The sequence below is a fragment of the Indolivaga capnocytophagoides genome (assembly GCF_036511535.1).
Taxonomy (GTDB): domain Bacteria; phylum Bacteroidota; class Bacteroidia; order Bacteroidales; family Dysgonomonadaceae; genus Dysgonomonas_A; species Dysgonomonas_A capnocytophagoides.
Genome location: NZ_AP028867.1, coordinates 2,182,114 through 2,197,440 on the forward strand (window position 1 = coordinate 2,182,114; position 15,327 = coordinate 2,197,440).

Here is a 15,327-nt window from a genome sequence, read left to right on the forward strand (position 1 = left end):
GGACATGAATAAAGCAAACAGAATATTTCCGCTTCTATTTCTATTTCTATCTGTGGCTTGTGCAACAAAATCAGTTCATGAAGAAAATACGGATCGGTTAAGAGCTCAGCAAACACTAGATTCTTTGTATAAGTATTATTCGGTAGAAGGCTCTAATCTACTCACGGAAACCTACCCTCTCGATTCGGCTCATACAGCTACTTATCTGGCATCTGCGGAACAAGCAAATGTACCTAATGCATACTCATATTTATGGCCGTATTCGGGAACATTTTCCGCTATAAATGTATTAATTGCAGCCGGAGACACAGTCTATAATAAAAAGGTATTGGATAACAGAGTTCTACCAGGACTTGAAGAGTACTTAGATACAAAAAGACAACCAGCAGCATATGCTTCGTACATAAATTCGGCTCCCGAATCGGATCGTTTTTATGATGACAATGTATGGTTAGGAATTGATTTTACCGATATCTATATGCAGACCAAACAACAATCATACCTCGACAAAGCAAAAATGATATGGAAATTTATCGAAAGCGGAACCGATGACAAACTGGGCGGAGGTATTTATTGGTGCGAACAAAAGAAATCCGGAAAGAATACATGCTCGAATGCTCCGGGAGCAGTATACGCCTTGAAACTGTTTGAAGCAACAAATGACAGCAGCTATTTTTATCAGGGAAAAAAGCTATATGAATGGACGAAAAAAAACCTTCAGGATACCGAAGATTATTTGTACTTCGATAATATTAATATGGAAGGTAAGGTCGACAAAGCTAAATATCCATACAACAGCGGACAAATGCTACAGGCTTCGGCTTTACTATATAAACTGACCAAAAACAAAGACTATCTGACAGATGCTCAGAATATAGCCAAATCAGGTTATAACTATTTCTTTACGGATTTTAAAACATCCGAAGGAGAAGAATTCAGATTATTGAAGAAAAGCGATGTCTGGTTTATAGCTGTAATGTTCCGAGGTTATATCGAATTATATAATCTGGACAAAAATGATGTATACATCAATGCGTTCCGTAAAAACCTCGAATACGCATGGACTCATATGCGTGACGAAAAAGGCTTATTCAGCACCGATTGGACAGGAGAGAAAAAAGACGACAAAAAATGGTTGCTGACACAAGCCGCATTTGTAGAATTCTATGGACGGCTGGCTGAGATAAAAAACACCAAATAAGATTGAATACCAACAAATACTCAAATAAGTAAAATATGAAAAAAAAACATGTCAGCATTTATGCTTTGGCTCTTATGCTTCTTTCAGGAGGAAACACGTTTGCCTCTATGGATATAAAAGTGCATCCAAGTGATAATACAGCAGTATCAAGAAAAATGGCGGAAGAGGTTATTCCCGATTACTCCGTAACAAACAGACCTGCACCGGGAGAACGTTTATTTAAATCGAATGCAGTAGAAAAAGAAATAGAACGAATCAAAAAAGTTATAACAAATAGAAAACTGGCATGGATGTTCGAAAACTGTTTCCCGAATACATTGGATACTACCGTTCGGTATTATACGATAGACGGTAAGGATGATACTGTTGTATATACGGGTGATATTCATGCTATGTGGCTGCGGGATTCCGGAGCTCAGGTCTGGCCTTACGTTCAGCTGGCAACTAAAGACGAAAAACTGAGAAAGATGCTCGCAGGAACAATTCGCCGTCAATTTAAATGTATTGTTATAGATCCTTACGCCAACGCATTTCTTGATCCTCATGATCCCAATCCTGATCATCAATGGCAGACAGACCAAACAGATATGAAACCTGAACTGCATGAACGCAAGTGGGAAATAGATTCCCTTTGCTATCCGCTACGTCTGGCATATTACTATTGGACTGTAACGGGTGACACCAGTGTATTCGATGATATTTGGATGAGCGCAATAAAGAATGTACTGAAGACATTCAAAGAACAACAACGTAAAGATAATCTTGGCCCATACAGATTTCAACGTCGTGCAGAAAAAGCCACAGACACAATGATAAACGACGGATGGGGAGCTCCTGTAAAACCGGTTGGTCTTATCGCTTCGGCATTCCGCCCCTCTGATGATGCTACAACATTATTGTACCTTGTACCCTCTAACTTTTTTGCAGTTACATCATTACGTAAAGCAGCCGAAATACTGACTAAAGTCAATAAAGATACAAAGTTGGCTCAAGAATGTACTGATCTTGCAAATGAAGTAGAATCAGCCTTAAAAGAGCATGCGACCTATGAACATCCTAAATACGGAACAATCTATGCTTATGAAGTGGATGGTTTCGGTACTAAATTTTTGATGGATGATGCCAATGTCCCCAGTTTGCTGGCTATGCCATATTTGGGTGATGTGTCTGTAAATGACCCAATATACCAAAATACCCGTAAGTACGTGTGGAGCCTTGACAACCCTTACTTTTTCAAAGGTAAAGCAGGAGAAGGTATCGGAGGACCTCACATCGGATATGACATGGTATGGCCGATGAGTTTAATGATGAAAGCATTTACCAGTCAAGATGATGAAGAAATAAAAGCTTGTATCAAAATGGTAATGGATACTGATGCAGGCACAGGTTTCATTCACGAATCATTCAACAAAGATAACCCTGAGAAGTTTACCCGTTCGTGGTTTGCTTGGCAGAACACCTTATTCGGTGAACTTATCCTGAAACTTGTAAATGATGGCAAAACCGATCTGTTGAACAGTATCGAATAATCTGAAAAAAGCAATTAGGAGGGAATTTAGTAATATATAACAAATTCCCTCCTATTATGTCTTACTTCACCGCAGGTTGTACCCATTTAAAGATATAAGAATCAACAGGAACTGTCAATCGTTCGGAAATCTTAGCCATTCGTGAAGGTAATTTCATCAGAAAATCACGGGCACGTTCAGCCTCGTCAGTCAATCCCGACAATTTGTCAATCTGCCATTTATCGATAAGCTTCTGCATAATATCAACATAATCGGAGGCCGTGTAAACACCCATTCGTTGAGCGGCATTAGAAAAATGCTCGAACGCACTGCTTATTTTTTGACCCGATTCTCTTAGAAAATGCGCAGGCATAACTACTTTCTGTTTCATCATATACTGGAAAGCGAGCATCATTTCACTCGGGTCTACTTCGAATATATTCTTCACAAACTCACTGTATGCATAATGATGCCTCATCTCGTCACTGGCAATCCTCTTACACATCCGGGATAATTTATCATCTCCTATTTTTTTTGCCAATTCGGCAACACGGCTATGAGAAATAAATGTCGCCAACTCCTGAAAACTTGTATATACGAAATTTTTATATGGATCTCGCCCTGTGCCTATATCAAAGCCATCACTTATAAGGTGCTGGGTTGTTATTTCAATTTCTCTCATATTTACCCTCCCCGACAGATATAAATATTTGTTCAATAAATCTCCATGCCGGTTTTCCTCACTTGTCCAATGCCTTACCCATCTCGACCAGCCATTACGTTCCATATTATCAACACCTTCAACCTCCATTAGCCATGACTCGTACGTAGGCAAGGCTTCTTCGGTAATGGTATCACCAACCAATACCACCCAAAAATCATAAGGCAGTTCTTTAGCCAGTTCGCGTAACTCCTTGACATCTTCAAAGAAAGTTTCTTTCTGTGAATTAGGTAAATAATCAGTTGGCTGCCAGATTTTTTCAATCGGGACTAAATATTGCTCGATAAAAGTATCGACATTTTTTTCAAGGAAGCGCATAACTTCCAAACGAATATTTTTTATAGACATAAATATATGCTTCTTTAAAGACTTTCTATAACTAAAGATTAATAATTCGATCTACTACACTCTCAAAATCTTTGAGATGAGTAGCCATCAGAATGGACACATCAGGATACTTGCTCTTGATATTCTCAAAAATGGCAATTGCATTTTCTGAACTTATCCCGGCTGTCGGTTCATCCACCACCAATAACTGAGGCTTTTTCAGGAGAGCCTGTGCCAATAACAACTTTTTACGCTGCCCACCGCTCAAGGTTTCACCGTTTTCACCCAGCCAAGTGGATAGACCATCGGGAAGAGACAAACGCCAGCTTTCCAAATCGACTATTTGCAAGGCTTCTTCTATGTCATCATCAGAATAGCCTTCGAAATTTTCACGCAATGTTCCGGTAAGCAGATAAGCCTTCTGGGTTACATAAATACATTCAGGAACAGGCAAATGTCTCAATTCAGTATCTCCATTCCATATCAGCAGGCCATTCTTTCTGTACTCTGGATAAAAAAGGCTATTCAACAAAGTAGTCTTTCCTTTCCCGGTTTCGCCATAAAGAGCAATCCAATCACCTTTCTTTATATCCAATGAAATTTCTGCTGTTTCTATATGCGTTTCCGGAATTTTTGCACTTATATTCTTTAAACTTACAGATTCAAGACGGGAAGCCACGCGTACACTGTCAACAGGCTGATCGCCTTGCTCAATTATCGAATCAAGATCCTTAATCTGATTTCTGACTGAGCTTTTTTCAGACTTTCCCGAAAAGAGCATTTCGGCTAATTCTGCCTGAGCCATAATTCCGAAAAAAATTCCGATTGCCATTGGGGCACTAACACTGTAATTACTCGAATCCCAAAGAAGGAACGCAGCAATATAGCTGACTCCCAATCCCGCAATAAGCTGAAGAGTAAAAGAATTAGTCTGTAATTTATTCTCTGATCGTTCGAGGCTCAATAGTCTTTGCTCGTATTGATCGATAGCTTTTCCTTCCATATTATATTTGGAAATCTCTATACGCCCTCTGAAACTTTGAATAAGTTCCTGATTATTCTCTTCTCGCTGCGATTTCAGTTTTTCATATAACGTCCTGTTTTTTCTGAAAATCAACTGAGGAACTATAAACAGCAGTATAGCCGATGAAACTAAAAACTCTAAAGCTATAACATGAGAAAATACAATCAGAAAGAAAAAGTAGATACTTAGTGAAATTATCAGAGTGGCAAACGGTAGAATCCACAAAAGAATATGATTCAGAATCTGATCTATACCATACGTGCTATTTTCAAGCAATGCGGAGTTATTATTAACCTGTTTTTTGAAATAAGGAAAATTTGCAACGGATTTAAAGATTCTCAATTGCAGGCTTTGCTGAGCATCGAGCGTGGTCTTATGATTTTCAAGCCGTTCAAAATATCTCGTAGCTGTACGTAACAATGCAAGTAATCTGATAACAGCAGAAGGTACCAAATAAGGGAACAATGTATTTGCAGTTATAAATACCACACTACAGATTGCCAGAAACCATCCGGATATAGCGGGCAGGGCTATGAATGCAATTGTCCAGAGCAACAATAAAAAACCACCCCTAAGCCATCTGCCTTCTAATGGCTTGAATATATATTTTACAATAAACTTATTCATATTGCATCTGCTCTCCCCAATTTAAGTTTATAATTGAATCTGCAACCGCATCGAACATTTTCTCATGCGAGGCGACAATTACCAGTTTATTTTCAGCCAGCTTCATGATCTGCGGAATGATTATTCCAACTGTATCTTCATCCAGATTTGCCGTAGGCTCATCCAGAATAGCTATTGGTCTTGGATGAAGCATCATACGGGCAAGAGTCACTAATTGCTTTTCTCCTCCCGACAGCTGTTTTCCATTATGACTCAGTTGAGCTTGCCAGCGATCTTCTTTCTTAGCAAGAATTTTATCTAAAAACTCAGGATAAACATCTTCCGAAGTATTATTAAGATCGAGGAAAACATTATATCTCAGCGTTCCATCAAATATGAAGGGAAACTGATTCATGTACGAAGAGTTCACCCTCAGCCATTGATGAGACCATTCATTGCTTTTTCCGTTTACCGAAATCAAACCTTCCTGAGCAAATAAACTTCCTGTACAGAGTTTCAACAGAGTCGATTTTCCAGAGCCTGAAATACCTTTTACCAGAACCAAACCTTTAATTGGTAGTTTCAGATTGATATTATGCAGGACTTTTACCGGAGAATCGGGATAAGCAAAATTCAAGCCGTTTATTTCAATATCACGAAGAGCTGCATCTGTATCCAAATGCTGCATACGAACAGCATCATTCAGAATCGGGATTATTAGTTTTGCTGATGCAAGAGCCTTATTCCTATCATGATAGGCACTCACAAACTTCCTCAGATAAAAAAAGAAATAAGGAGCCAGAGTCAAAAGAAACAAAGCCATCCTAAAATCATACCCTTTTCCATAATTAGGCCCTGTCATAATTCCAAGAAGACTCATTCCCAAATAAATGGCAATAAAGGCTATACAAATAGTGACAAATAATTCAAGTACGGCTGACGATAAAATAGCAACTCTCATCACATTGGTAGTTGCATTGTTCAACTCTTTACTTTTTTTCGATAAAAAACGGTATTGAGGTTTTAAATTATCCAGATTGACAATTTCAGCAATGGTTTGCAATCTGTTATAAAATACAGCCGAATATTTTAAGAAAAGGTTGATATGTTTCTTATGAAGCGATTCTGCCCCTAAACCGATAACAATCATCTGCATAGGAATAACCACCAGTGAAACCATGAGTGCTAGAGCAACCCATTTTTCCACCCAAAAGCAGATCACCAATAAAAATGAACTGACCATAACCGAAGCCATCGCATAGGGGATAAAAAAAGCATAGAATGGTTTGAGGTCATCACTGACTCTGGTAACAAGTAAAGTGCTCGACACAGAATCTTGTTTACTGTTATTGAGTAATATGGGGTAAAGTTCCTTTTTTATTTTGGAAACAATAATATTCCCTGCATTATAATTGAACAACGAAGCAAAATGAGCCAGGAGGTATCTTCCGGTAAGGAATAACAATGCAAATAACAGAGTATTAGGCAAAATCACTCCTTCGTTCAGCCACGAAGCTGCGAATTCGGATAAATACCAGCAAAAAATGACAAAACAGCCTGCGCTTAAAATAGTAAATGCCGAAGCTGAAATATATGCACCTTTGGCCTCCGCAATCTTTTTGCCCAGCCATCGGGATGCATTCTCCTGATTTGAACTCATTGATATTAGTTATTTTTCTGTTTTCTAATGCAGCTATAAATAGCAGCTTAACGCAAAAGGTAACAAAAGTAACAAGCGTTGTGTTCACTTTTCAGATGAGACCTTTTCGGGTACAGCTTCTTTTAAGGCCACAGACCTATTTATTGACTTTTCAAGCATAACAGCGACAGCTGGCCATCGCTTTAAAACTCGTCATTAAATACTTTCTGTTACTTATTATAAACTCTGTTTTCAATTTTCATCCCAAAGAAAAAAGGTAACAAAAGTTACATCCAAATTGTATTCTATCAGATGATACTTTTTTCTCTTATAACTTGTAACTACCGAAAGGGCGGAAGTAAATTATAACTTCTTTCTCTAAAGATAAAAAAGGTAAAAACCTCTGTGGGCTCTACACAAAAACCGCAAACGAATTTCCTGTTTTAATAAATAGGTCTGAGACCTTATTAAAAACAAATATAACTATTTTATGCTCATTAATCAGATTAAAGTTCATAACCGGCTCTAGTATTATACATCTATATACTATGCGGTTTTTCATTATCCTTTTGTCACAAAGTGGTTACCATGTATCTTTCATTGAAATATCAGGGCAGACTTTAATATCAAAGTCTGCCCTGAATAACCAATAGATAAAATCTATATTCAGACTTACTATTTTACGTTCTCATATACATCGATCTCTACAATTCGAAGCTGCCCTTTAGCATCGGCGGCATTCGGATCTTTGTACAAATCGAGTTCTATCTTTCCGGTAATTTCAACAATACCTCCAAACGCATCATTATCGGTACTTTGCCCTATCAATTGGATTTTAATAAAACGTCCTCTTGTCGGAGTTACAGGAATCGAAATATACCCCAGACTTTTGGGTGTTTCACCGTTAAAGACTTCTTTGCCATCGATAAATATCTGGATCAGATAACTTCGCATACGCCAGCCGGTCAGTTTCAATTCTATTTCTGAGATATCAGCGTCACGCTCCAATTCGTAAGTAATCCATCCGCTACTCAGTTTGCCATCGTTACTCCACTCGGATAATTCATTGTCATCAAAACTGTTCCGCACTTTATCCTGATTGGTATCTGTTATAGCATCTATTATATCAACTGTCTTACGGGAAACCTGAAACGATTCTCCTCCTAAAACCTCTCCTCTCGATAAATTACTCGGCTGATGCTCTCCGCTTATATAATCCGAAAGACCGTCTTTCTGAATGAAAGGCACTGATTTAAATGTAAGGACATCCCCTTTCAATCCATTTGCCGACGCCTTTAACTGAATATTTCCGCTTTTGGTTGTCGAGCGGATCAATACTCTGTTCACTCCACATTCCACGGGCAGTTCTTTCGACAGGATATAGTTATCAGGACCTTGAGCAATACCTCCTCTCCATTCGGCTGCTCCGGAGAGGTCGAAACTGATCTTATCGTTTGCCAACGGGCAGCGGCGTCCTTCTTTATCCACGACCTCTACTTCTACCATAACCAAGTCGGCTCCATCCGCTTTAAATCCGTCGGGAGCTTGTAGCAACTTTAATTTTATAGATTCCGGCTGTCCGGCTGTTTGTATGCTGGCTCTGCTTAATTCTCGTTTGTTTGCATCGTAGCTTATGGCCTCTATTTTTCCGGCCTCCCATTGAATATCTTTAAATGTGAAGAAAAAATGATCGCTCCGCACTCCAAACCCTTTCGATTTTCCATTAACGAACAATTCAACCTGCTCTCCGGCAGATACCACATATACATCTTTCTTTACCTCCGGTGTATAATTCCAATGACCGACAATATGAGTACGGTAGTTTTCTATATCAACCCATCCGTCCCACATTACCTGATGAGCAAAGAATCCGTCTTTTGGTATGCGCATTGCATCCGTAACGCCACTCCGGCGATAATTTTCGGCTCCTCTGTAATGCGTATTCGAATCGGAAAAGATAATCTTCGCACCACCCGAACTTACCCTTTTACCTGTACCGGGACGTATACGGAAATAATCCCACCAACGGGTAACCAATTCTTTTGTAAACGAATCCTGATTGCGGTTATAAGCACTAGCATCCGCCAGTTTCTTGACGGCATTGGTTACAGTAGACTGATATTCAGTAGAACCGTCTCCATCCTTGTGAAATGGGAATGAATAATTGTCCCAATATTTACGTAGAGCCTCATCACGACAATATTCGGTCGCCCACATCGGTATGTGTCCGCTCTTGTTGATATAAAGCATCTCACCCCCATATTCGGCGATTTTACTATCCAGCATTTCACGTGAACCGATAGCCCGTCCTCCGTACGGATCGTATTTATCCCGAACGGCTTTCATTTCTGCCATATGTTCTTCGCTGATAGACTCATTACCCGACTCATAAAACAAGATACTCGGGTTATTGCGGTTGTAAATAATAGCATCTCTCATCAGTTCGACACGCTGTTCCCAACGGCGTCCCTCTACATCCTTTTCGGCATCCCCGGCTGGCATAGCCTGAATAAGACCTACACGGTCACACGACTCTACATCTTGTTTCCATGGTGTTACGTGCATCCACCGAACCAAATTCCCGTTGCCTTCTACCACCATGTGATTGCTGTAATCGCTCAGCCACGCAGGTACAGACATCCCCACAGCCGGCCATTCGTTGCTGGTACGCTGGGCATAGCCTTTCATCTGCAAAACACGGTCATTTAACCAGACCATGCCTTCGGCAAAACGGGTTTTACGAAATCCTGTACGTGTTTTCACTTTATCGACAGGCTTATTGTCCACATACAGCGTAGTATATACATTGTATAAATATCCGTATCCCCAACTCCAAAAGTGAAGATCGCTCACCCGATCGGAAACAGACAGTATTTTTGTTTCTCCACCGGAAAAAGTTTCGTCCTTACCCGAGAAAGTCTTGATTATCTTTCCGTCCATATCTTCTATGACAGCCTCCAGACGAACTGTTTTACGAGTATCGTACTCATTTCTGACCTCAGATTGTGCAAATATGGTCGCACTCTTTTCCCTTATATTTATCTCACGGGCATAAATATATGTCCCTGTTGTTTTCAGATTGCTGAACAAAGGCAATGTCTGATATACTTTATCGGTTACGTGCAGATATACGTTTTTGGGAATTCCCCCATAATTGGCATTAAAATTTTTATCATTCCACTGAAATCCGCTGCCTGTAGTACGTTCTTTGTATCTCCATGAATTATCGGCACGGACTGCTATCACATTCTCTTTACCGTATTCTATTAAATTGGTAATATCAAACCCGACTGCCATAACTCCGTTTTCGTGAAAGCCTATATGTTTTCCGTTCACATAAAAATCTGCGCCAAATCGTACACCCTCAAATTCGATAAAAACTTTTTTGCCTTTATCCGAATTAGGCAGTTTGAAATGTTTCCGATACCACGATATCGTATCGGTATGTTGATCAATCGCAATTTTAAAAGCCTCATCTTCATTAAAGGCATGGGGCAAGGTTACTTTTTTCCATGCTCCGTCATTCAATTTAACACTTTCTCCACTATTCACATCTCCGACATGGAGCAGCCATTGACTGTTGAAATTATACTTCTCCCTGCTTTTTCCCTGCGTGACAGTATAGGGTAAAGACAGGAAAATAAATAAAAATAAATATCCTACATTTTTCATTTGTATAGTAATCTGATTTAAGTAATAAAGTCAAGGTTCTTAAATTTGCAATATTCTGAAAAGAATTTAAGATAAAAAATGTAATATTCCTGTAAAACATGTAATATTATACATTATCTCAACTTCTCACTTCAGAAGATAATGCACACAGCCTCATTTATAAATACCAAAGTTATGTTTTCTATTCCAACCTCTCCAATTATTAAACTCCAGATAGTATTCAACGATGTGTTCTGACAGGGCAATGTCTAGTTGCTATTTATCCTTATCTGTAAAATTCCATGACTTAACTTGATCTGCATTGTTATTTCTTTTCAGAAAAGATTTTTAATCAAATAAAAAAGGGAGTATTTTCTTCAAAGCCCTCTTATGGGATGATATTTTCATTAATAGAGATGATATTTTCATTTCTCAAAAGACCGCGGACATACATTTGCATAGCCTCCTTGTCTAATAATCATAAATCTATATCAGTATGAGAATACATTCTCCAAAGATTTGCATTGCTTTGCTATTGCATCTTATTTCTATTTATGCTTTTAGCCAATCTCATCCCTACTATTTCAGCCATTATGGAATACAAAACGGGTTATCACAAAATACAGTAAACTCGATTTTACAGGATAAAACCGGTTTTTTATGGATCGGAACGAAAGACGGCCTAAACCGTTTCGATGGTTTCTCATTCAGGGTATTCAAACGTGAGATATTTGATAAACATAGCATTGGGAATAATTACATAAAAGCTCTTTACGAAGATTCATCCGGAAAAATATGGGTAGGTACCGATGCCGGAATGTACGTATATGACTCCGATAAAGAGCAGTTCTCTCTATTTTCAGCACAGGCAGATAATGGAACAGCAATCAGTAAAACCATATCTTCGATAGAAGGGAACGGCAATCACATCTGGATAGCAGTTGAAGCCCAAGGTGTTTTCTGTTATGACATTCAGTCAGGAAAGCTACAAAATTATAATCTCGACAAATTCAATATATCTTCCAATATCGAATGTCTGAAAATTGATAGAAACGGAATCTTATGGCTCGGCAGCTATGGAGAAGGGCTATTTTATTCCGATGACAATCTGAAAACAATCTCCGAATTTAAAGACAACAACGGCAAACGAATATTTCATAATGATGTCATATTTAAGATTATTCAGGGTGCATACAATTGCCTGTATTTAGGGTCGGTAAAAGGAGGATTCAAAGAACTTAGCCTTTCGTCGGGCAAAACAAAAGACTTACTTCTGACCGATAACAACAACGAAAAGATATTTATCAGGGATATTATCGCAAATTCCGATAATGAATTATGGCTCGGAACCGAGTCGGGTATATACATATATAATGTACGAAACAGAAATTACCAACATTTATCGAGTTCGTTTTATGATACTTATTCGTTATCCGACAATGCGGTCTATACCCTGTACAAAGACAGGGAAAACGGTATCTGGATTGGTACGTATTTCGGAGGACTCAATTATTATCCCAAACAGTATACCCTTTTCAATAAATATTATCCGACAGACTCTAATAACGGACTTCGGGGAAAAAGAGTTCGTGAATTTTGCGCCGACCCTTCAGGATTGGTCTGGATAAGTACCGAAGACGGAGGTATAAGCAGCTACAACCCGTTGACCAATAAGATTTCATTTTTCGAGCCGAGCAAAACATTTTCAAATGTACAATGTCTCCTGTCCGATGGCTCGGATTTATGGGTCGGTACATTCTCGAAGGGAGTAAAAGTGATAAACCGGAATACGGGACATATACGGTCATACAATAAAGGAAATTCAAAAAACTCGCTTAACGATGACAATGTGTTCTCGATGTTCCGCACATCAGACGGAAATATTTATCTGGGTACACTCTTCGGATTGCTCAGATACAATAAATCGTCCGATGACTTTATCCAAATCAAAGAGCTTAACGGTAAGTTTATCTATGATATTAAAGAAGATACACATGGAAATCTTTGGCTGGCCACCTATGCCGACGGTATTTATTGTTACGAAATAAATAAAAGAGTATGGAAAAACTACCAGCATAACGAAAAGGACGAGAAAAGCCTCCCTTACAATAAGGTAACAGGTATCTTCGAAGACAGCCAACACCAGATATGGATAACTACACAGGGACGGGGGTTCTGCAAGTTTGATCCTTCTACCGAATCCTTTATCAGATACGATGTCAGGAACGGTTTACCCAATGATGTCATATACCAGATAGTAGAAGATAACAGTGGCCTTTTCTGGATTACATCAAACAAAGGGCTTATATGCTTTAATCCTTCCAATAACCGGATCAAAACATATACGGTCGCCGATGGCATTTTAAGTAATCAGTTCAATTACAGATCGGGTTTCAAATCCGAAGACGGCAATATTTTCATGGGAAGTATAGATGGTTTCATTAAATTCAACCCTAAAGATTTTTCAGAAAACCAATACATCCCGACAGTCGTTATTACTGATTTTCTACTATTCAACAAAAGAGTGAGTGTAGGAGACGATAACTCGCCGCTCGAAAAAAGCATCACATATACAGACAGTCTGATTCTTAAATCTAATCAAAACTCATTCGGATTCAGGGTCGCAGCATTAAGTTATCTTTCGCCGCATACCAACATAATGAAATATCAACTCGAAGGATTCGACAGCGATTGGCTACCGGTAACAGAAAGCCCTATAATTAATTATTCGAATCTCAAATACGGGGACTATACTTTCCATCTGAAAATATCCGATACATCAGGATCTGCAAAAGAGACCGAAAAAGTAATCTTCATCAGAATCCTTCCTCCATTCTACCTGTCACTGTGGGCATATATCCTTTATATTCTGATTTTTATATTTCTACTCAATTACATTGTATACAATATCAGAAAGCGGACGGCAAGAAGAGAACGGAGAGCCATGGAAAAATTCGAGCAGCAAAAAGCCCTTGAAATTTACGATGCCAAAATACACTTCTTCACCGATGTAGCACATGAAATACGTACCCCGTTGACCCTGATAAAAGGGCCTCTAGAAAATATTCTGCTTACCGATAATCTCGATGAATCAGTCAGGGAAGATCTGAATCTTATGAATCATAATACAGACAGGTTACTGAATCTGACAAATCAACTGCTCGACTTCCGTAAAGTAGAGAGTAAAGGCTTTCAACTCAATTTTAAACTATGTAATATATCCGAAATACTACAAGGCTGCTATCTCCAATTCAAGTTATCAGCATTACAGAAGAAACTCGATTTTACACTTACACTTCCTCCTGAGAATCTTTATGCTCAATTGGATAAGGAAGCTTTCACCAAGATCATCAGCAATCTGTTCAGTAATGCGGTCAAATATTCACAGACATACATTACAGCCAGACTGGATTTCAACAAAGACAAAAACGAATTGCAAATCACTGTCCGAAACGATGGAATTATAATTCCATCAGATATGCGGGAAGAAGTTTTTAAACCTTTTGTCAGGTTTAATGAATCCAAATCCTCACGACAATTACCCGGTACAGGAATAGGATTGGCTCTATCCCGCTCATTAACGGAACTACATCAGGGCAAATTATATATAGAAGATTATCCTGATGTCAATAGTTTCTGCCTGTTATTACCTGTTGTTATCAACAATAACCCACAGCCGATACCTCCAACTCCGGTTACACCGGAAGATTCGCCGTCCCGATCAACGGTGCTGGTTGTCGAAGATGATCCAGAATTACTCTCCTTTATTGTAAAGCAACTGACAGAATATACCGTATTCACAGCTTTAGATGGAAAAGAAGCATTGATATTACTTGATAATAATATAATCAATCTGGTGGTAACGGATGTAATGATGCCTAATATGGACGGATTCGAATTGTGCCGGATTATAAAGTCAAATATCGAATACAGTCATATTCCGGTTATACTCCTCACTGCAAAGAACAATCTGCAATCCAAGATAGAAGGATTGGAAGCCGGGGCCGATACATATATCGAAAAACCCTTTTCGGTCGAATACCTCAAAGCCTGTATATCGAGCCTTATCCGAAACAGAATAAAGCTAAAAGAGAGTTTTGCCAATTCTCCGTTTATAGCTTCTAACTCGATGGCCTCGACCAAAGCCGATGAAAATTTTTTGAAAAGAATGAACGAAATAATATTAGACAATATTGAAAACCCCGAATTCAATATGGATGATATGACCGAAACTCTAAATATGAGCCGTTCGGGATTCTATCGAAAGATAAAAGGCATTCTCAATATGAGCCCGAATGAATACTTACGGCTCGAACGACTCAAAAAAGCAGCTCAACTGCTGCTTACCGGAAACAACAGGATCAATGAGGTTTGCTATCTGGTTGGATTTAGTTCACCATCATATTTTGCCAAATGTTTTCAGAAACAATTCGGAATGCTTCCTAAAGACTTCGTTCATAGCAAGAAGCACAATAATACAGCTTAACTAATTGCATATCAATACCTAAAAATCAATGACACAATAATTGCATCAATTGGGATGATTATTATACACCGCTAAACCTAGATTTTTCACCTTTGCCCGTGAACCTGTTTCATAGAGCATATCTGAACAAAACATAAATGCACCCAAACTTTAACCTTTTAACT

The 15,327-nt window shown here is 38.7% G+C and carries 7 protein-coding genes; 3 read left to right on the top strand and 4 right to left on the bottom strand.

Annotation, left to right across the window (positions count from 1 at the left end; genetic code table 11):
* The first annotated feature begins 4 nt into the window (after nucleotides 1–4).
* Complete coding sequence (locus AABJ51_RS08960) at nucleotides 5–1,201, top strand: glycoside hydrolase family 76 protein (RefSeq protein ID WP_338375678.1); 1,197 nt, start codon at nucleotides 5–7, stop codon at nucleotides 1,199–1,201.
* A gap of 35 nt (nucleotides 1,202–1,236) precedes the next feature.
* Nucleotides 1,237–2,730, top strand: a complete 1,494-nt coding sequence (locus AABJ51_RS08965) for a glycoside hydrolase family 125 protein (protein ID WP_338375679.1) — start codon at nucleotides 1,237–1,239, stop codon at nucleotides 2,728–2,730.
* A gap of 61 nt (nucleotides 2,731–2,791) precedes the next feature.
* Here the strand turns inward: AABJ51_RS08965 and AABJ51_RS08970 are convergent, their stop codons facing one another.
* From AABJ51_RS08970 to AABJ51_RS08985, 4 genes are all read right to left on the bottom strand, one after another.
* Nucleotides 2,792–3,778, bottom strand: a complete 987-nt coding sequence (locus tag AABJ51_RS08970) for an acyl-ACP desaturase (RefSeq protein ID WP_338375680.1) — start codon at nucleotides 3,776–3,778, stop codon at nucleotides 2,792–2,794.
* 31 nt (nucleotides 3,779–3,809) lie between these two features.
* Complete coding sequence (locus AABJ51_RS08975) at nucleotides 3,810–5,408, bottom strand: ATP-binding cassette domain-containing protein (protein WP_338375682.1); 1,599 nt, start codon at nucleotides 5,406–5,408, stop codon at nucleotides 3,810–3,812.
* Nucleotides 5,401–7,047: an ATP-binding cassette domain-containing protein gene (locus AABJ51_RS08980; protein ID WP_338375684.1), complete on the bottom strand. Its 1,647-nt coding sequence runs from the start codon at nucleotides 7,045–7,047 to the stop codon at nucleotides 5,401–5,403. Before AABJ51_RS08980 ends, AABJ51_RS08975 begins: the two co-directional genes overlap by 8 nt.
* A gap of 654 nt (nucleotides 7,048–7,701) precedes the next feature.
* Nucleotides 7,702–10,698, bottom strand: a complete 2,997-nt coding sequence (locus AABJ51_RS08985; protein ID WP_338375686.1) for a DUF4982 domain-containing protein — start codon at nucleotides 10,696–10,698, stop codon at nucleotides 7,702–7,704.
* A gap of 475 nt (nucleotides 10,699–11,173) precedes the next feature.
* Between AABJ51_RS08985 and AABJ51_RS08990 the strand changes: the two genes are divergently transcribed.
* Nucleotides 11,174–15,163, top strand: a complete 3,990-nt coding sequence (locus tag AABJ51_RS08990) for a hybrid sensor histidine kinase/response regulator transcription factor (protein ID WP_338375688.1) — start codon at nucleotides 11,174–11,176, stop codon at nucleotides 15,161–15,163.
* The last annotated feature ends 164 nt before the right edge of the window (nucleotides 15,164–15,327 follow it).

Coding starts and splice junctions, on each gene's coding strand:
- AABJ51_RS08960 (WP_338375678.1), top strand. CDS start 5: ATGAATAAAGCAAACAGAATATTTCCGCTTCTATTTCTATTTCTATCT.
- AABJ51_RS08965 (WP_338375679.1), top strand. CDS start 1,237: ATGAAAAAAAAACATGTCAGCATTTATGCTTTGGCTCTTATGCTTCTT.
- AABJ51_RS08970 (WP_338375680.1), bottom strand. CDS start 3,778: ATGTCTATAAAAAATATTCGTTTGGAAGTTATGCGCTTCCTTGAAAAA.
- AABJ51_RS08975 (WP_338375682.1), bottom strand. CDS start 5,408: ATGAATAAGTTTATTGTAAAATATATATTCAAGCCATTAGAAGGCAGA.
- AABJ51_RS08980 (WP_338375684.1), bottom strand. CDS start 7,047: ATGAGTTCAAATCAGGAGAATGCATCCCGATGGCTGGGCAAAAAGATT.
- AABJ51_RS08985 (WP_338375686.1), bottom strand. CDS start 10,698: ATGAAAAATGTAGGATATTTATTTTTATTTATTTTCCTGTCTTTACCC.
- AABJ51_RS08990 (WP_338375688.1), top strand. CDS start 11,174: ATGAGAATACATTCTCCAAAGATTTGCATTGCTTTGCTATTGCATCTT.